Origin of the sequence: Microbacterium sp. AG157 (genome assembly GCF_003385695.1) — a bacterium.
GTDB classification, from domain to species: Bacteria; Actinomycetota; Actinomycetes; order Actinomycetales; family Microbacteriaceae; genus Microbacterium; species Microbacterium testaceum.
Genome location: NZ_QRDK01000002.1, coordinates 439,339 through 456,323 on the forward strand (window position 1 = coordinate 439,339; position 16,985 = coordinate 456,323).

The 16,985-nt window shown below is 71.3% G+C and carries 13 protein-coding genes and 1 tRNA gene; 6 read left to right on the forward strand and 8 right to left on the reverse strand.

Annotated features, from left to right (window positions below; translation table 11 throughout):
* The first annotated feature begins 39 nt into the window (after nucleotides 1-39).
* From DEU35_RS07870 to DEU35_RS07880, 3 genes are read left to right on the forward strand one after another with little or no spacing between them, the layout of a single operon-like run.
* On the forward strand, nucleotides 40-798 hold the full coding sequence (locus DEU35_RS07870) for a GntR family transcriptional regulator (RefSeq protein ID WP_116239154.1): 759 nt from the start codon (nucleotides 40-42) through the stop codon (nucleotides 796-798).
* Nucleotides 795-1,484, forward strand: a complete 690-nt coding sequence (locus DEU35_RS07875) for a phosphonatase-like hydrolase (RefSeq protein ID WP_103206068.1) — start codon at nucleotides 795-797, stop codon at nucleotides 1,482-1,484. Before DEU35_RS07870 ends, DEU35_RS07875 begins: the two co-directional genes overlap by 4 nt.
* Nucleotides 1,484-2,311, forward strand: coding sequence for an alkaline phosphatase family protein (locus DEU35_RS07880; protein ID WP_116239155.1), 828 nt, complete (start codon nucleotides 1,484-1,486; stop codon nucleotides 2,309-2,311). Before DEU35_RS07875 ends, DEU35_RS07880 begins: the two co-directional genes overlap by 1 nt.
* A gap of 334 nt (nucleotides 2,312-2,645) precedes the next feature.
* Here the strand turns inward: DEU35_RS07880 and DEU35_RS07885 are convergent, their stop codons facing one another.
* The 6 genes from DEU35_RS07885 to DEU35_RS07910 form a co-directional block, all read right to left on the reverse strand.
* Nucleotides 2,646-5,672, reverse strand: coding sequence for a glycoside hydrolase family 38 C-terminal domain-containing protein (locus DEU35_RS07885; protein ID WP_116239156.1), 3,027 nt, complete (start codon nucleotides 5,670-5,672; stop codon nucleotides 2,646-2,648).
* 29 nt (nucleotides 5,673-5,701) lie between these two features.
* Nucleotides 5,702-6,613: a carbohydrate ABC transporter permease gene (locus DEU35_RS07890; RefSeq protein ID WP_174799647.1), complete on the reverse strand. Its 912-nt coding sequence runs from the start codon at nucleotides 6,611-6,613 to the stop codon at nucleotides 5,702-5,704.
* Nucleotides 6,610-7,542 (reverse strand): carbohydrate ABC transporter permease, encoded by a 933-nt coding sequence (locus tag DEU35_RS07895; protein ID WP_103206065.1) that lies wholly within the window; start codon nucleotides 7,540-7,542, stop codon nucleotides 6,610-6,612. Before DEU35_RS07895 ends, DEU35_RS07890 begins: the two co-directional genes overlap by 4 nt.
* Nucleotides 7,543-7,544: 2 nt before the next feature.
* The gene (locus tag DEU35_RS07900) at nucleotides 7,545-8,903 is read right to left on the reverse strand and encodes an extracellular solute-binding protein (protein ID WP_116239157.1); all 1,359 of its coding nucleotides are present in this window, start codon (nucleotides 8,901-8,903) and stop codon (nucleotides 7,545-7,547) included.
* A gap of 137 nt (nucleotides 8,904-9,040) precedes the next feature.
* A complete protein-coding gene (locus DEU35_RS07905; RefSeq protein ID WP_116239158.1) occupies nucleotides 9,041-10,246 on the reverse strand; it encodes an ROK family transcriptional regulator in 1,206 nt (401 codons plus the stop codon).
* Nucleotides 10,247-10,334: 88 nt separating this feature from the next.
* Nucleotides 10,335-11,267 carry an ROK family protein gene (locus DEU35_RS07910; RefSeq protein ID WP_116239159.1) on the reverse strand — a complete coding sequence of 311 codons (933 nt, stop codon included), beginning with the start codon at nucleotides 11,265-11,267 and terminating at the stop codon, nucleotides 10,335-10,337.
* A 167-nt stretch (nucleotides 11,268-11,434) separates the two neighbouring features.
* On the opposite strand from DEU35_RS07910, the gene DEU35_RS07915 reads away from it, so the two are divergent.
* Genes DEU35_RS07915 through DEU35_RS07925 form a run of 3 tightly spaced genes read left to right on the forward strand, consistent with a single transcriptional unit; the run spans nucleotide 11,435 to nucleotide 16,048 of the window.
* Nucleotides 11,435-12,487: a MoxR family ATPase gene (locus DEU35_RS07915; RefSeq protein ID WP_103206061.1), complete on the forward strand. Its 1,053-nt coding sequence runs from the start codon at nucleotides 11,435-11,437 to the stop codon at nucleotides 12,485-12,487.
* Complete coding sequence (locus tag DEU35_RS07920) at nucleotides 12,484-13,740, forward strand: DUF58 domain-containing protein (RefSeq protein WP_258873414.1); 1,257 nt, start codon at nucleotides 12,484-12,486, stop codon at nucleotides 13,738-13,740. Before DEU35_RS07915 ends, DEU35_RS07920 begins: the two co-directional genes overlap by 4 nt.
* Entirely contained in the window at nucleotides 13,727-16,048 is a 2,322-nt protein-coding gene (locus DEU35_RS07925) for a DUF3488 and transglutaminase-like domain-containing protein (RefSeq protein ID WP_258027833.1), read from the forward strand. The genes DEU35_RS07920 and DEU35_RS07925 overlap by 14 nt, the downstream gene beginning before the upstream one ends.
* A 51-nt stretch (nucleotides 16,049-16,099) precedes the next feature.
* On the opposite strand, the gene DEU35_RS07930 is transcribed toward DEU35_RS07925, so the two are convergent.
* Together DEU35_RS07930 and DEU35_RS07935 are read right to left on the reverse strand one after the other, a co-directional pair.
* Nucleotides 16,100-16,191: transfer RNA gene (locus DEU35_RS07930), tRNA-Ser, on the reverse strand.
* A 22-nt stretch (nucleotides 16,192-16,213) separates the two neighbouring features.
* A complete protein-coding gene (locus DEU35_RS07935) occupies nucleotides 16,214-16,954 on the reverse strand; it encodes an MgtC/SapB family protein (protein WP_116239359.1) in 741 nt (246 codons plus the stop codon).
* Between the last annotated feature and the right edge of the window lie 31 nt (nucleotides 16,955-16,985).

Sequence of the window (16,985 nt, forward strand, 5' to 3'; positions counted from 1 at the left end):
CGCCGCTTCCCCGTCCGCTTGTCATGACAAGATCGCTTCATGTCGTTGCATGAGACCGTCCGCACGACGCTGCGCGATCGCATCCTCTCGGGTGCGCTCCCCGTCGGCGCGGCGCTGCCGACCACAGCCGAGCTGAGCGTCGAGTTCGGGGCGTCACGTGGTCCCGTGCGGCAGGCGCTTGCCGCTCTCGCCACCGAGGGGCTGATCAGCACCGGGCAGGGGCGTGTGCCGACGGTCATGCGTGCGCCCTTCGCTCACGCCATCGACGACTTCTTCTCGTTCTCGGCCTGGGTCACGGCGATGGGCCGGGTGCCGGGCCAGCGCACGATCGAGCTGGCGCTGCGCCGACCGCCGGCCTCGGTGGCAGCCGCCCTCGGCGTCGGCGGCGACACCCGTGCGGTCGACCTGGTGCGCGTGCGATCGATCGACGACGAACCGGTGATGATCGAGCGCTCGACGTTCGTCGAGCACGTGGGGCGTCTGATCTTCGACTTCGACCCCGACGCCGGATCGGTCTTCACCGCGCTGCTCGACCGAGGCGTCTCACTCGAGCACGGCGAGCACACGATCGACGCGGTCGCCGCGAACGACCAGGATGCCGCCGCGCTCGACGTCGCCGTCGGCACGCCGCTGCTGCGCGTCCACCGTCTCACCCGCAGCGCCGCGGGCGAGGTGATCGAGGTGGCCGACGACCGCTACCGCCCCGATCGTGCGTCCCTGATCGTCCACAACTCCCGCACTCGCACCGCCCCGGCCCCGTCGGCGGTGCGCCGAACGACCACGGAAGGCTCCCGATGACCGTCTCCCTCCTCTCCCTCGACATGGCCGGCACCACGATCGACGAGGGCGGGGTCGTCTACGACCTGCTCGCACGCTGCGTCGGTGACGAGCTCGGCGCTCCGGTTCCGGCCGAGGTTCTGGCTCCCTGGACGGGCACCGACAAGACCGAGGCCATCCGCGGCCTCCTCACCGAGCTCGGCGGCGACCCTGCCCGCACCGACGCGGTGTATGCCGGTTTCGCCGCTCAGCTCGACGCGGCGTACGCCGCGGCGACCCCGACGCTGTTTCCCGGGGTGCGCGAGGCGATGGTGTCGCTGCGCGCGGCCGGGGTGAAGGTCGCTCTGCAGACCGGTTACACCCGCCCGGTGGCCGAGGGGCTCCTGGCGAAGGTCGGATGGGAGGTCGGCACCGACATCGACGCTCTCGCCACGTCGGAGCTCGTGACCGCGTCGCGGCCCGCTCCGTACCTCGTGTTCCGCACGATGGAGCTCACCGGCATCCGGTCGGTCGACGAGGTGCTGGTCGCCGGAGACACCCCCAATGATCTGGCCGCCGGCACCGCCGCCGGGGCGCGGTTCGTCGTCGGGGTTCTCACCGGTGCGGGATCCGCCGCCGATCTGGGACGGTCGCGCCACACGCACCTCGTGGGCGGAGTCGCCGACATCCCGGCTCTGCTGCACTCCGCGAGCGAGCTTCCCCACTGATGACCGCGGCGCGCAAGCTGCTGCTGATCGGCATCGACGGCCTGCGCGTCGACGATGCGCTGCGCTCTCCCGCCCCGGCTGCTCGACTCGCGGCTTTCGGGCGCGCGGGAGTCGTGCTGCCGATGACCATGGAGGTCCCGACCATCTCGGGCCCCGGCTGGTCATCGCTGCTCACGGGCGTGCGGCTCGCCGAGCACGGCGTCGTCGACAACCACTTCCAGGGTCATCGTCTGCGCCGTTGTCGAGACCTCCTCGCCCGGGCCGTCGACGCGCGCCCGAGCTGCTCGACCTTCGCGGCCGCCGACTGGCCCCCGCTGATCGACCCCGACGGCCCGGGACCGATCATCGCGCCCGCGCCCGACAGGGAACGCGCAGGCCTGCACCACGTCGTCCTGCGCGATGGGGAGTCGAGAGGATATGACCCGATGGATGCCGAGATCGCGGCCGCCGCACGTGCGCATCTGCGCGAGACGGGTCCCGACGTGTCGTTCGTCTACCTCGGCGAGGTCGATGAGGCCGGCCACCGGCACGGCGGGACCGCGCCCGAGTACACGGCCGCGATCGTGCGCGTCGATGCGCTGCTCGGCGGCATCCTGGACGTCGTCGAAGACCGCGCCGAGACGCACGGCGAGGACTGGCTCGTCGCCGTCACCACCGATCACGGGCACGTCGATGCGGGCGGCCACGGCGGCGGGTCGGCGCTCGAGCGGCGCTCGTTCCTGGCGCTCGGCCGGTTCGGCGGCCGCGACTCGCTGCCCGCGGGTCCGGTTGCGACTCACGAGGTCCGCGACCTCTTGCTCACCGACCTCGGGCTTCTCCCGGCGTAAGGTCGTCCCGGCGTCTGATCCCACGGGCTCGGCGGCCCACCGCGCGAGCCCGCCGCCCAGCCCCGCCGCACGGCGGAGGAAAACCCGGGACGGGAGGACCAATCCCTCGGCATCCATCCTCCGCCCCCGGAATCTCCTCCCGCGGGCTCGACAACCTCGCGCCCGGCCCCGCACCAACCCGCGCCCGGACCCCCGCGCCCCACCGCGCAGCCCCACCGCATGGCCGCACCGCGCCGCGGAGGAAAACCCGGGACAGGAGGACAAACCCCTCGCATCCGTCCTCCGCCCCCGGGATCTCCTCCCGGAGGCCCGCAGCGACGACGCGCAGCGGGCCTCAGCGCTTCAGACGCAGCGTCACCAGCTGGAACGGGCGCAGATCGAGCTCGACCGCACCACCGGCAGCACTCGACACCGCCGCGGCGTCGACCTCGCGCTCGAGCAGATCGGTCTCGACGACGCCCACGACCTCAAAGCCGGCGTCGAGACGCGCGTGCATGCGCTCGCCCAGCGCCTCGTACAGGCGCACGATCACATCGCCCGATCCGTCCTGCGCGAGCTTGACCGCCTCGACGACGACACCGGGCTGGTCGATCACGACGAGAGGCGCGATCGAGGTCTCGGCGGCATCCGTCACCGTCCGCTCCGGCAGGTTGGTGCGGTATCCCTCGGTGACCGCGTCGACGACCTCGGCGCCCACGACGATCCCCACCTCGAGGTGGTGCGCGCCCTGATCCTGGCCGGGGTCGGGGAACTTCGCCGACCGGATGATCGACAGCCGCACGAGTGAGAACGTGCCGCCCGCCTCGCGCTCGTGACGCGTGATGTCGTGACCGTAGGTGGAGTCGTTGGTCACCGCCACGCCGAAGCGCGGCTCGGCGACCCGCACCCAGCGGTGCGCGGCGGTCTCGAAGCGAGCCGCGTCCCACGACGTGTTCGTGTGAGTGGGTCGGACGATGTGCCCGAACTGGATCTCGGACGCCGCGCGGTCGGTGTGGACGTCGACCGGGACGCCGAGCTTCAACAGCTTCTGCTGCTCGTGCCAGTCCACGTCGAGGGAGAGACGCACGGTGCGCGAGCCGTTCGCGAGAGCGATGCGCGTGACGATCGTGGACGCCCCCGTGCGGCGCTCGACGACGATCGCGCGTCCGTCGAGGCGGACGGCCTCGGCGGAGTCGAGGGGCGTGACGTGGCGCCGGTAGGTCTCGTCGATGTCCCACGCGTCCCACTGGGTGGGCGTGTCGCGGAACACCTCGAACAGGCCCGCGGTGCGACCGGCCGGAACCACCTCGCGGCCGCTGTCCACCTCCACCAGTGAGGTGATCAGACCGCGTCCGTCGACGACCGCGCGCACGACGCCGTTGTCGAGCACGAAGCCGTCGCCCTCGGCGCTCGGGGTCACGTCGCCGGCGGGGCTCGCCGGGGCGATCGCGAGAGCGGGAGCACCGGAACGGCGGTGCGGGGCGGCATTCGCCACGACCGCGCGGTCGCCCGTGCCCACGAGCGCCCGGAGGCTGTCGGCGATGATCTGCTCGAGCTCCGCCGCGATCGCGGCGTAATTGCGCTCGGCATCCCGGTGCACCCAGGCGATCGACGTGCCGGGCAGGATGTCGTGGAACTGCTGCAACAGGACCAGGCGCCACAGGCGCTGGAACGTCTCAGCCGGGTAGGCGGCGCCCGTGCGGACGGTCGCGGTGGCCGCCCACAGCTCGGCCTCGCGCAGCAGGTGCTCGCTGCGGCGGTTGCCCTGCTTCGTGCGCAGCTGGCTGGTGTACGTGCCGCGGTGGAACTCGAGGTACAGCTCCCCCGCCCACACGGCCGGGTCGGCGTACTCGGCCTCGGCGGTCTCGAAGAACTCCCGCGGGGTGGAGTGCTTCACCACCGGCGCGCCCTCGAGCGAGTGCGTGCGGGCGATCGTCGCGGTCATCTCGCGCGTGGGTCCGCCGCCGCCGTCGCCGAAGCCGTACGGCAGCAGCGAGGTGCGCGCGCGACCCTTGTCGGCGAAGTTGCGCTCGGCGTGGGCCAGGTCGGCCGCGGTGACCTCGGAGTTGTACTTGTCGACCGGCGGGAAGTGCGTGAAGATGCGCGACCCGTCGATGCCCTCCCAGCGGAAAGTGTGGTGCGGGATGCGGTTGGTCTCGTTCCACGAGATCTTCTGCGTGAGGAACCAGCGCGCGCCCGCGGCTCTCATGATCTGCGGAAGGGCACCGCTGTAGCCGAACGAGTCGGGCAGCCACACCTCTTCGGTGTCGATGCCGAACTCCTCGAGGAAGAACGTCTTGCCCTCGACGAACTGCCGGGCCATCGCCTCGCCGCCGACCATGTTTGTGTCGGATTCGACCCACATACCGCCCACCGGCACGAAGCGTCCCTCGGCGACACGCGCCTTCAGCCGGTCCCAGAGCGCCGGGTAGTGCTCCTTCATCCACGCGAACTGCTGCGCCGACGACGACGCGAACACGAACTCCGGATCTTCGTCCATCAGCGAGAGGACGTTGCTGAACGTGCGCGACACCTTGCGCGCCGTCTCGCGTACGGGCCACAGCCACGCCGAGTCGATGTGCGCGTGCCCGACGGCGTGCAGGACGTGGGCACTGGATGCCGCGGGCGCCGCCATCAGCGGAGCCAGCACGTCGCGACCGGCCTGCGCCGTGCCCGCGACGTCCTCGGGATCGACCGCGTCGATCGCGGCATCCATCGCCTCGACGAGTGTTGCTCGGCGCGCGGAGGTGGCGTCGAGCTCGGCGATGAGGCCGTGGAGCAGGCGGAAGTCCTGCAGGAGCTCCCACACCGCGAGATCGCGGAGGCCGATCGACATGTCGCGGAGCGTATAGAGAGGAGCGTCGCCCGCGGTGGCGAGGTCACCCAGGTGCGTCGGCTCGAAGGTGAAGAGGCTGCCCACGTCGGGGTTCGAGGCGGCCTCGACGAGCACGTCGACGCGACCGTCGGCGTCGACCGCGGCCGGGCTGGCGTTGTTGAACGGCGAGACGCCCTTGATGGGGGCGCCCTCGCGGTTCCAGACGAGCGCTTCGCACTGGAAGCCGCTCTGCCCGGCGGTGAATCCGAGATCGATCACGAGCTCGGCGACGGTGCCCTCCGGCAGGGAACCGTCGGCGTCGCGCCACGCAGCGGGGATCTCGCCGGAGACGGCGAACCAGGTCGTCCCCCACGCTCGACCCCACGGCGTTCCGATCGCGAAGGGGCGGTACTCGGCATCCCGAGCCTCGGCGAAGGTCACGGGCTCGCCCGGCGCCTCCCATGCCTGGATGTCGAGGGCCTGACGGGCGCGGTAGACGGCGGGGGCGAGACGCTCGCGGACGAAGCGTTCGATGCGCATCTCGATGAGCGCGGTGCGGTCGTGCATGACGTGGGTTCCTTGTCTGGGGGGACGGGTCAGCCCTTGACCGCGCCGGCGAGGGCCGACGGGCCGCCGAGTCCGCGCTGCACGAGGACGTACAGGCCGAGGACCGGGAGGGAGTAGACGATCGAGTAGGCCGCGAGCTGGCCGTAGGCCACCGCTCCGAACGACCCGAAGAAGTTGAAGATGCTGACGGCGGCCGGCTGGTAGTCGGGGCTGAGCAGCAGCACGAAGGGGACGAAGAAATTGCCCCACGCCTGGATGAAGGTGAAGATGAACACGACCGCGATGCCGGGGCGCATGAGCGGGAGCACGATCTGCACGAGCGTGCGCATCGACCCCGCGCCGTCCATCCAGGCCGCGTGCTCGAGCTCGACGGGCACGCCGTCCATGAAGTTCTTCATCATCCAGATCGCAATCGGCAGAGCGCTCGCGGTGAGGAAGAGGATCGTGCCCCCGATCGAGTCGATGAGGTTCAGCTGCACGAACAGGCTGTAGACCGGCACCATGATCGCCGTGATCGGCAGGCATGTGCCGAACAGCACCGCGTAGAGGAAGGGCTTGCCGACGCGCATCTTGTACCGCGAGAGCGGATAGGCGGCGAGCGAGGCGAGCACGACCGTTGCGATCGAGGTGCCTCCCGCCAGCAGCACGCTGTTCCACAGGGGCTGGAACAGCAGATCCGGCTTCATCACGGCCGCGAAGTTGTCGAGGGTGACGACCTCGGGCATCTTGATGGCCAGCGTCGGCTGCGCGTCGAGCGAGGCCGTGACGAGCCACACGAGCGGCACCACGAACAGCACGCCGACCACGATGAGCAGCGTGTTGGCGACGACGCGCAGGGCGCGGGTGCGCGGCGACGACAGCGACGCCTTCTTGCGCCCGGGAGCGCGGCGTGCGGAGCGCGAGCGGGCGCCGGTCACCTCGGGCAGGGTGGCGGTGGTCATGACGAGACCTCCTCGCGCAGCGCGCGGACGTAGAAGAACGAGAAGATCGCACCGATGAGCAGCATGATCGTGGCGATCGCGGTGCCGTAGCCGAGCTCGCCGAACTTCAGGCCCTGCTGGTAGGCGAGGATCGGCAGCGTCGTGCTCTTGTTGCCGGGGCCACCGCCGGTCATGACGAAGATCAGTGTGAAGACCGACAGGGTCTGCAGCGTCACGATCATCGAGTTGGTTCCGATGGTCGAACGGATCATGGGGATCGTGATGAGGAAGAGGCGCTTGATGCCGCTCGCTCCGTCGACCTCGGCCGCCTCGGTGATCTCGGGCGGCACGTCGGCGAGGGCCGCCGAATAGACCATCATCGAGAACGCCGTCCCGCGCCAGATGTTGGCGAAGACGACCATGAGCACCGGCATCGTGAAGAGCCAGCTGACGGGGTCGAGACCGAAGATCCCGAGGATCACGTTCAGGGTCCCGTTGTCGCGGAAGAACGCGTACGCGGCGAATGCCGCGACGATCTCGGGCAGGACCCACGCGGTGACGACGATCGTGCCGACCACCGCGGTGACGACGCGATTGCCCGAGCGCATCATGAGAGCGAGAGCCAGGCCCAGGATGTTCTGACCGATCACGGCGGAGAAGAACACGAACACGATCGTGTTGACGACCGCCACGGGAAAGTCGGGGGCCTTGAAGAGCTGGGTGTAGTTGTCGAAGCCGATGAACTGGCTCGCGACGGCGGTCGAGCCCGACAGGGTCGCGTTGGTGAGCGAGCCCCACAGCGACACCAGGATCGGTCCGAGCAGGAACACCGCGAGCAGCAGCGCTGCGGGAAGGAGCGGGAGCGCCCGGGCCGAGGACCGGAGGCCGCGCGTGGTGGCGCGCGACCTCCGGTCGGTTCCGGTCGCCCCGGTCTGAGCCAGGGCGGTCACGATCAGCCCTGCTGGGTGTTGTCTTCGCCGACGATGCCGATGACGGCCTGGTCGTAGGCTGCGGCGGCGTCGTCGACGCTGGACTGCCCGGTCATGACCGCTTCCATGGCGACCTGGATCTGGTTCGAGATCTTGTCGTAGTCCTCGGTGGCCGGTCGGAAGTGCGTCGTTGCGACGAAGCTCGAGAAGGTCTTGAAGCTCGGGTTGGCGTCGAGGTATTCGGTGGACTGCGCCACATCGGCACGGACGGCGATCTGGCTGTTGTTGATGTCGTAGGACGTGGCGTTGTCCTTGTTCACCGCGGTGGAGAGGAAGTCCCAGGCCGCGTCGGCGTTCTTGGTGTTCTTGCCGATGGCGAGCGTCCACCCGCCCGACATGCTCGTGGTGCCGGGTGCCTGGCCGTTCTGGGTGGGCATCGCGGCGATACCGAGCGTGTCGCTCCACGCGGGCCACGGGGCGGTTCCGCCGTCGACCCACGCGGCCGACTGCCACGAGCCATCGAGGGCGATCGCGAGCTTGCCCTTCGGCAGCCAGTCGGCGGTCACGCTGGTGAAGATGTTGGGGTCGAGCGCCTGCTGGAGCGAGGGTCCGAGGCCGCCCTGGTAGACGTCGGAGACGAAGGTCAGCGAGTCCTTGAAGCCCTGGCTGCCGACGACCCACTTCTTCGAGGAGGTGTCGTAAAGGGTGTCCTCGGTGCCGTAGAGGAGCATTTCGAGCCCCTGCATGGATGCCGCTTCACCGGCCGTCTTGCCCGAGTACACGTTCATCGGGATGACGTCGGGGTCGGCCGCCTTGACCTTCTTGGCCGCCGAGAGGACGTCGGCCCAGGTCTTGGGCTGCCACGGGACGGAGATGGCCGCCTTGGCGAAGATCTCCTTGTTGTACCAGAGGCCGCGGGTGTCGGTTCCGAGCGAGACGCCGTAGGTCTTGCCGTCGGGGCCGAGGCCGGCCTGCTTGGCGCCGTCGGCGAACTGCGACCAGTCGCTCCACTTCGCGAGGTAGTCGTCGAGGGGCAACAGGTACCCCGCCGCGGCGTCGGACTGGATCTTGAAGGTGTCTTCGTACTGGACGTCGGGGGCGGTGCTGGCCGACTTGTTCATCAGCGCGAGCTTCGTGTAGTAGTCGGCGCCCTCGGCCTGGATCGGCACGAGCTCGACGGTCATGCCGGGGTGTGCGGCCTCGTACTGCGACTTCGCCGTCTCCATCAGCGTCTGCATCTGGTTGAAGGTCGCCGTGGTCTGGTACGCGACGCGGATGGTCTTCGCGTCACCGGCGTCGCCGCTGCCCGCGGAACAACCGGCCAGGGCCGCGGTCAGGGCGGTGGCGGTCAGAAGACCGGTCACCATCGTCAGTTTCTTCATGAAAGCTCCCTTGCTCGGGTGGAGACACCACGTCGCCAGAACCTTTTATAAATCAAATGGACTAACTCGGCAAGTCCCAGAGTCGCCACGCTCGTAACGATCGGGAAACGCCCGGCGTCGGCGGAAGGGGGACGGGCTCAGAGGGCGATCATCATGCGCGCCGGCCGCGCCGCGAAGGCGCCGTCGAGCATGAGGCAGGCGGCCCCCACGGCCGCGACGTCGGCTCCGACCCGTGAGCGACGCACGACGATCTCGCGCGTCGCGGTCGAGGCCGCGTCGACGGCGACGCGCTCGGCGACGACGTCGCCCAGCACCTCCGCGAGGCGCTCCCACACGGGGCCGCCGAGGACGACCTCGTCGACGTCGATCAGGTTGTTGGTCACGACCAGCGCGCGCGCGATCCGCTCCCCCGCCCGCCGCAGCACCGCGGCCGGACCCTCCTCGCCCTCGCGCGCGTCGCGCACGAGCCGGTCCAGGTCGGGGCGCGTGTCACCGGCCGCCGCCGGGGCGTACCCGGCCTCGGCCAGCAGCACGCGCGGCTCGATCGACACCCCGAGGCACCCGCGAGCGCCGCACGCGCAGGGCGGACCATCGGGATCGACGATCACGTGCGCGATGCCGCCGGCGTTGCCGGTGCGTCCGCGCACCGGAGCACCCGCGATCGCGAGCCCCACGCCGACACCCGCGCCGTAGTACAGGAACATCGCGTCGCCGAGAGCGTCGGAACGGTCGAACCACATCTCGCCCACCATGGCGGCCGTCACGTCCTTCTCGACGATCACGGGCAGGCCCGTGACGGCGCCGAGGTCTTCTCGCACGTTGACGTTGTGCCACTCCGGCAGCAGGGGCGGATCGAGAAGGCGCCCGCCGCGCGCGTCGAAGGGCCCCGGAGCGGCCACACCGACCCCGAGGACGAGCTCGCGGGGGATGCCGGCGCGCTCGACGATCGTGTCGACCGCGGCGCCCACGGCATCCACCAGCCCTGCGGGCGTCGACAGGGCCGGGCGGCCGATCTCGTCATGCGCGATGACCTCGCCGGCCATGTCGACCACCACGATCGTGTCGACCACCGGGTCGAGGTGCACTCCGACCGCGAACCGCGAGCGCGGCGCGAGTTTGAGCAGCGTGCGGGGCTTCCCGGGTCCCGAGATGACCTTGCCCGCCTCCACGATCAGCCCCTCGTCGGCGAGCCGCCGGGTGACGTTGCTGAGCGTTTGGGCGCTGAGGCCCGTGCGCGCCGACAGCTCGACGCGGCTCAGCCCCTCGGGCGAACGGCGGATGTGGTCGAGCACGAGGGTCTGGTTGTACTCCCCGACGGCGGGCAGGTTGGATCCGGTACGCATGATCCCCGCCCTCGTTCGCCGGTCCGCGGCGCGGGCCCTCTCGTCCAGATTATGCCCGCCCATCGGCGCGCTCCTCTCGCGCGGTCGGTCAGGACTGCAACGCGAGCGCCGCCGCCCCGAGCAGGGGACCGTCTCCGTCGAGTCCCGAGCCGACGATGCGGCAGCGCCGGGCGTAGGCGTGCAGCGAGGCGGCCTGGGCGGCCGCGCGCACCTGGTCGACGTAGTCGGGGGCGACCTGCGAGAAGCCGCCGGCGATGGCCACCGCCTCGAGATCGCACAGGGTGGCTGCCGCGGCGATGGCCTGGCCCACCGCGGTCGCCGAACGGCTCACGGCGGCGATGGCCACGGCATCCCCCGACGCGTGCGAGGCCGCGAGATCGAGACCGGTCTCGCCCTCCCACCCCTGCTTCTTCGCCCAGGCGACCGTGCCGGGCCCCGCGGCCACGGCTTCGAGGGTGGCCGCGACGACGTCGTCGCCTTCGAGGGTGCGCACGAAGGTCTGTCCCAGATGACCCGCGTTGCCGCTGGCGCCGCTGACGGGGCGACCTCCGAGCACGAGGCCCCCGCCCACACCGGTCGACACGACAATCGCCATCGCGTCGTCGCAGCCGACCAGGGCTCCCCGCCAGTGTTCGGCGAGGGCGATGCAGGTGCCGTCGAGCGCGAGATGGATGGGGCCGTCGACGAGCCCGCCCAGCACCTCGTCGATGCGCAGTCCCGCCGCCAGCGGAAGGTTCAGGGGAGACACCGAGCGCGAGGGCAGGTCCACCGGACCCGCACTGCCCACGCCGATCGCGGTGACCCTCGCCCCCGGAACGGCGGCGAGCGCGGTTTCGGCGGCCTGACGGACGTTCCGGGCGATCGTGTCGCGGTCGTTCCCGCGACCGGTGGGGCGTCGGGTCACGCTCGAACGGATCACCTCGCCGGAGGTCGAGACCAGGGCCGCGTCGACCTTGGTCCCGCCGATGTCGACAGCGAGCACGTGGGCGGCGGCGGGCAGGGACGGGGTGGTGTGCGACATGCGCGGGCTCCTCGGGTGGACCAACGCTCCCCGATCCTAGGGGCGACCCCCCTCTCCCCGAGTGACGCCTGTGCACCCGCGGCTTTCCGACCCCCGCCACCGTGGCGCGGGTTACGATCGGGTCACGTTGGCGAGGACGCTCCCGCCTCCGCGACACGAGGGATGCCATGGACGAGACGGTCACGCCCGAGGCGACCACGCGGCTGCGCCGCGCCGACACCGCCACCGGCCCCGCCCGGCCCGGGGTCGACGCCCCTCTCGATGCGGCGTCTTTCGCCCGTCTGACCGGGGAGATCCTGTCGTCGGTGTCGCGGGTCATCGACGGCAAACCCGACGCGGTGCGCAGCGCCCTGATCGCCCTTCTCGCCGAAGGTCACCTGCTCATCGAAGACGTCCCGGGCGTCGGCAAGACGATGCTCGCGCGGGCTTTGGCCGCCACGGTCGACGCCGATGTGCGTCGCATCCAGTTCACCCCCGATCTGCTGCCGGGCGACATCACCGGCGTGTCGGTGTTCAACCCCGTGCAGCGGCAGTTCGAGTTCACCCCCGGCGCGGTGTTCGCCCACATCGTCATCGCCGACGAGATCAACCGCTCCTCCCCCAAGACGCAGTCGTCGTTGCTCGAGGCCATGGAGGAGCGCCAGGTGACGGTCGACGGCCGCACGCACGTGCTCCCCTCCCCGTTCCTCGTCGTCGCGACGCAGAACCCGTTCGAGATGGAGGGCACGTACGTGCTCCCCGAGGCGCAGCGCGACCGCTTCCTGCTGCGGATCTCGATGGGGTATCCGGATGCCGCGGCCGAGGCGCTCATGCTGCGCCAGCGCGACGCGGTGAACCCTCTCGACGCCCTGACGCCGGTCGTGACCGCGCGTCAGGTGACCGCGCTGATCGCCTGGGCACGCGGTGTGCACGTGGCCCCCGCTCTCGAGGAGTACGTCGTCGCCCTCGCGCAGGCCACCCGCAGCCACCCCGACATCCGTCTGGGGGCGAGCCCGCGCGCGACCCTGCAGCTCGTGCGCGCCGCCAAGGTGCGCGCCGCCCTCGACGGGCGGGCGTACGTCATCCCCGACGACATCACCGCCCTGCTGTCGCCGGTCTTCGCCCACCGGCTCATCGCGAACCGTTCGGCCGCGGGCGGTCGGGCCGGGGCCGCGGTGGTCGCCGACGCGCTCGAGCGCATCGCGTCCAGCGTGCGCGTTCCCCTCGCTCCCCGGCCGTGAGCACCGGCGTGACGCGCCTGTGGCCCTTCACCCTGCGGGGCACGGGGGCCGTGCTCCTCGCCGTGGCGGGGTTCGCGATCGCGCAACGCGCCGGCATCCCGGAACTGCTGTACTTCGCCACCCTTCTCGTGGGCCTGCTGGCGGTTTCGGCGATCGCGCTGCTGCTGACGCGCGGCAGGGGCGCGGTCTCGCGCGTCGTGACGCCCGAAACGCCCGAGGTCGGGGGCTCGGCGACCGTCGTGGTGCGCGCCGGACTCTCGAGCGCCCTCCCCACCGGCCCCGCGCGATGGAACGACACGCTGCCGACGGGACTGACCGGACGCGCCCACGGGACGTCGGCGTCCCTCGCCTCGACGATTTCGGGGAGCACGGGGACGATCGAGGTGCGGTACGACGTGATCGGCGCGGCGCGCGGCATCCATTCGATCGGTCCGCTCGAGGTGACGACCACCGATCCTTTCGGCCTGGTGCGCCGCCGCATCGCCCTGGGCCGGACGACACCGGTGACGGTTGCCCCGGCGATCGTCGACCTCGCGCCGCTGCCCTCCTCCTCCGGCGAAGCGGGCGGCACGCGCCAGACCGCGGCCCTGCAGCTCGGTCAGGGGGCCGACAACCTCGTCGCGCGACCGTACGCGCCCGGCGACTCGATGCGGCGCATCCATTGGCGCGCCACCGCCCACCGCGACACCCTCATGGTGCGTCAAGAGGAGCAGGAGTCCTCGCCGGCCGCCACCGTCGTGATCGACCGCGCGCTCTCGCGGTGGTCGCCTCTGGCCGCTCACGCCCCCGGCGGCGACCCGGCTTTCGAGACGGCGGTGACCGCGTGCGTCTCGGCCGTCGCCCACCTCGTGCACGAGGGCTACACGGTCGACGTCGTCGACAGCGACGGAACTCTTCTCGCCGACCCGGTCGAAGGCGGCGACGACGTCGAAGCCCGAGCGGCCGCCGCGGGTTTCGCGAGCCTGCGAGCCCGCGTCGACGACGCTTCCCACCGCGTCGTTCCGGCGACCGCCTCCGCTCTGCTGGGTCCCGTCGTCGTGATCACAGGAGACCTGCAGCCCGAAGACCGCGCGACCCTCGGCGAGATGGGCACCCATTCGGCCCTTCCCGTCCTGATCGTGGTGGCCGAGCACGCGGAGCTCGACGCCGTTCGTGTCGCCGGCTGGCGCGCGGCTCACCTGCGTCCGGGGGCGGACGTCGCCCTCGCCTGGGACGACGCGATGGAACAGGGGTACGCCCGTGTCGGCCGCTGATCTCACCGTGCTGCGCACGCCCCGCCGCCGCCGCGACGCGACCCTGCTGACGATCGGTCTGTTCGCCGCGATCGCCGCCGCGATGCTGCCGGTGTTCTCGGTGATCGCCCCGGGGGCGTGGGTCGCGGGAGCCGTTCTCGTGGGAGGAGGTGCGCTCGGCGCGGGACTGATCGTCCGCCTGTCGCGGCTGCCCGCCCTGGTGGCGAGCCTCGCCGAGGTGACCGTGTGGATCGTGCTGCTCACGGCGATCTTCGGCCGCTCCACGGCCCTGCTCGGCATCATCCCCACCCCCTCGACTTTCGCCTCGGTCCCCGGCCTCGTCGCCCAGGCCTCGGCGGAGATCCGCGACGGCGTCGCCCCCGTCCCGCCGGATGAGGGCTTGGCGTTCCTCCTGGTCGCCGCGATCGGTGCGCTCGCCATCGTGCTGGATCACGTGGTCCTGACGGCGCGGATGCCGTTGCTCGCCGGAGTGGGCCTGGTCGCCGTCTCGCTCATCCCCACGATCGCGATCCCCTCCGACGTCGACGTCGCGAGCTTCGTGCTGCTGGCGGCTGCTCTGCTCTTCCTGCTGCGGGTCGACACACGGGCACGTGCCGCGGCGTCCGCACGCCGAGACGATCGCGCTCGCCCCGCGCAGGGCCGCCGTCTCTTCGGGGCATCGGCCACCGCCCTGGGGGTCGCGGCCGTGGCTGTGATCGTCGCCGTGGTCGCCACTCCTCTGCTCCCCCAGCCGGGCCTGAGGTTCGCCAGCGGCGGCACCGGCGGGCTGGGGACGACCATCAACCCCAACCTCGAGCTCGGCAACGACCTTCGTCAGCCGCGCGACGTCGAGGTGCTCAAGGTGCGCACCACGAGCCCGACGGCCCCCTACCTGCGCGCGGTCACTCTGTCCCGCTTCGACGGCGCCGTCTGGCAGCCCGATACCTTCGACACGGTCCCCCTCCCCTCCGACGGCACGGTGTTCGACCGCGTCAGCGTCGACGGCGATATCACCCTCGCCGACTGGACGACCACGATCACCGTCGATCAGCTCGACAGCCCGTGGCTGCCGGTGCCCTACCCCGCCTCGACGGTCACGGGTCTGGACGGCGACTGGTTGGGCATGCCGCAGAACCGCACGGTGGTCACCCGCGCCGGGTCCACCCGCGAGCAGGTCTACGAGGTGCAGGCGAGCGTCCCCCGCCCGACCCTCGAGCAGATCCGCTCGAAGACCGTGGGCGGGACGGACCTCGACCCCGCACTGACCGCGCTCCCCGCCGAGGTGCCCGCCGTCATCGGCGACACCGCCCGCGAGGTGACCGCGAACGCGCAGACGCCCTATGACAAGCTCGTCGCCCTGCAGAACTGGTTCCGCAGCAGTCAATTCCGTTACTCGCTCGACGCTCCCGTCGATTCCGGCTTCGACGGAGCCGGTCTCGACGCGGTGGCGCAGTTCCTGCAGGTGCGCGCCGGATACTGCGTGCACTATGCCTCGGCCTTCGCCGTCATGGCACGCACTCTCGGCATCCCCGCGCGCATCGTCATCGGGTACCTTCCCGGCACGGCCTCGAGCATCCCCCAGCAGGGCGGCACCGAGTACTCGGTCAGCTCGAGTCAGTTGCATTCGTGGCCCGAGGTGTACTTCGAGGGCATCGGATGGGTGCCCTTCGAGCCGACGAACAGCCTCGGCGTCCCCACGAACTTCGCTTCGGGCTCCTCCGGGAACAACACGACCACCCCGAACACCCCGAGCCAGGATGCCGAGGCCCCGGCCGATCAGCCCTCGTCGGCGCCGTCGGAGGCCGCCGAGAACGACCCCGGGGCGCAGACCACCGGCGGTGGTTCAGTCGCCGCGCGGCAGAGCACCGCGTGGGTCGCCCCGGTCCTCGGGATCCTCGTGCTGCTGGTGCTCGCCGGGGTCCCGGCCGTCGCCCGGATCGTGCGGCGTCGCCGACGCCTCGCCGCCGCGCGCGCGGGCGACCCGGTGGCCGCGTGGACCGCGATGCTCGAGGACGCGGTGGATCTCGGCATCCCGGTCTCTTCCGCGCTGTCTCCGCGCGCCTTCGCGGTGCTGCTCGTCGAGGAGCATGGCGCACCGTCCGACGACGTCGGTCTTCTCCGCGAGGCCGTCGAACGGGTGAGCTACGCGGGCGACAGCTTCGACCCCGCTCGGGGACCCGGTCTCGTCGCCGCCGTCACGGGCGTGCGTGCGGCTCTCGATGAGAGAACTGCACCGCTGCGCCGGTTCCTCGCGCGGGCGTACCCTCGCTCGCTCGTCACGCGACCCGGCACCGTCGGCGCGGTCGAGCGCGAGAGCGTGTCGCGGTAGTCACGGCCGGAGAAGCGAAGAGCGCCACCCTTCCGGGTGACGCTCTTCGTGTGGCGGAAGTGACAGGATTTGAACCTGCGAGGCGAGTTACCCCGCCTACATGGATTCCAGCCATGCTCCTTAGGCCGCTCGGACACACTTCCAAGGGACGATCTTACACGGCGCTCAGCCCCGCCCGAATCGCCGCCGGGTCTGCACGGTGATCGGACTGTCCTCCGCCCTCCACGACATCGCGCGCACGCCGGTGTCGCGGGAGAGCCGCGTGGTCGCGGCATCCAGGAACTCGGGCGCGTCTCCCTCGATGAGCAGCTCGGCCTCGAGGACGACGCCCGCCGGCTCGTCCTCGGAGCCGTCGTCGTCGTGGCTCGACATCGCGAGCACCAGGACATCGGGTGACTCCAGGGTGTCGGAGAGCAGCTCGCGTACTTCTTGCTCGCGCTCCTCGAGCGCGCGCACCGTGAGCACGAACGCCCCGATGGTCTCGGCGTTCGCGTCGGGGGCGCGGTCGACGAGGCGCCCGAGCGGGCGCAGAAGCAGGTGTACCAGGAGCACCAGCGCCGTCATCGCGAGCGCCGGCACGACCAGCCCTCCCGCGGCCAGGCACCCGACGGCCGCCGAGCACCACAGGGTCGCGGCGGTGTTGAGCCCCTGCACGGACAGGCCCTGCCGGAGGATCACCCCACCGCCGAGGAAACCGACGCCGGAGACGACGTAGGCCGCGATCTGCAGCGAGCCCTGACCCACCCCCAGCTCGCTGCCGAAGAGGACGAAGGCGGCGGCTCCCATCGCCACGAGCGCCTGCGTGCGAAGGCCCGCCGTGCGGGAGCGATACTGCCGCTCCAAACCGATGAGCACGCCGCAGCCGGCGGCCAACAGCAGCCGCAGCACGAAGTCCAGGTCAGCCACGGGCGGCACCCCTCCCGACGCGGTCGAAAGC

Coding starts and splice junctions, on each gene's coding strand:
- DEU35_RS07870 (WP_116239154.1), top strand. CDS start 40: ATGTCGTTGCATGAGACCGTCCGCACGACGCTGCGCGATCGCATCCTC.
- DEU35_RS07875 (WP_103206068.1), top strand. CDS start 795: ATGACCGTCTCCCTCCTCTCCCTCGACATGGCCGGCACCACGATCGAC.
- DEU35_RS07880 (WP_116239155.1), top strand. CDS start 1,484: ATGACCGCGGCGCGCAAGCTGCTGCTGATCGGCATCGACGGCCTGCGC.
- DEU35_RS07885 (WP_116239156.1), bottom strand. CDS start 5,672: ATGCACGACCGCACCGCGCTCATCGAGATGCGCATCGAACGCTTCGTC.
- DEU35_RS07890 (WP_174799647.1), bottom strand. CDS start 6,613: ATGACCACCGCCACCCTGCCCGAGGTGACCGGCGCCCGCTCGCGCTCC.
- DEU35_RS07900 (WP_116239157.1), bottom strand. CDS start 8,903: ATGAAGAAACTGACGATGGTGACCGGTCTTCTGACCGCCACCGCCCTG.
- DEU35_RS07905 (WP_116239158.1), bottom strand. CDS start 10,246: ATGCGTACCGGATCCAACCTGCCCGCCGTCGGGGAGTACAACCAGACC.
- DEU35_RS07910 (WP_116239159.1), bottom strand. CDS start 11,267: ATGTCGCACACCACCCCGTCCCTGCCCGCCGCCGCCCACGTGCTCGCT.
- DEU35_RS07915 (WP_103206061.1), top strand. CDS start 11,435: ATGGACGAGACGGTCACGCCCGAGGCGACCACGCGGCTGCGCCGCGCC.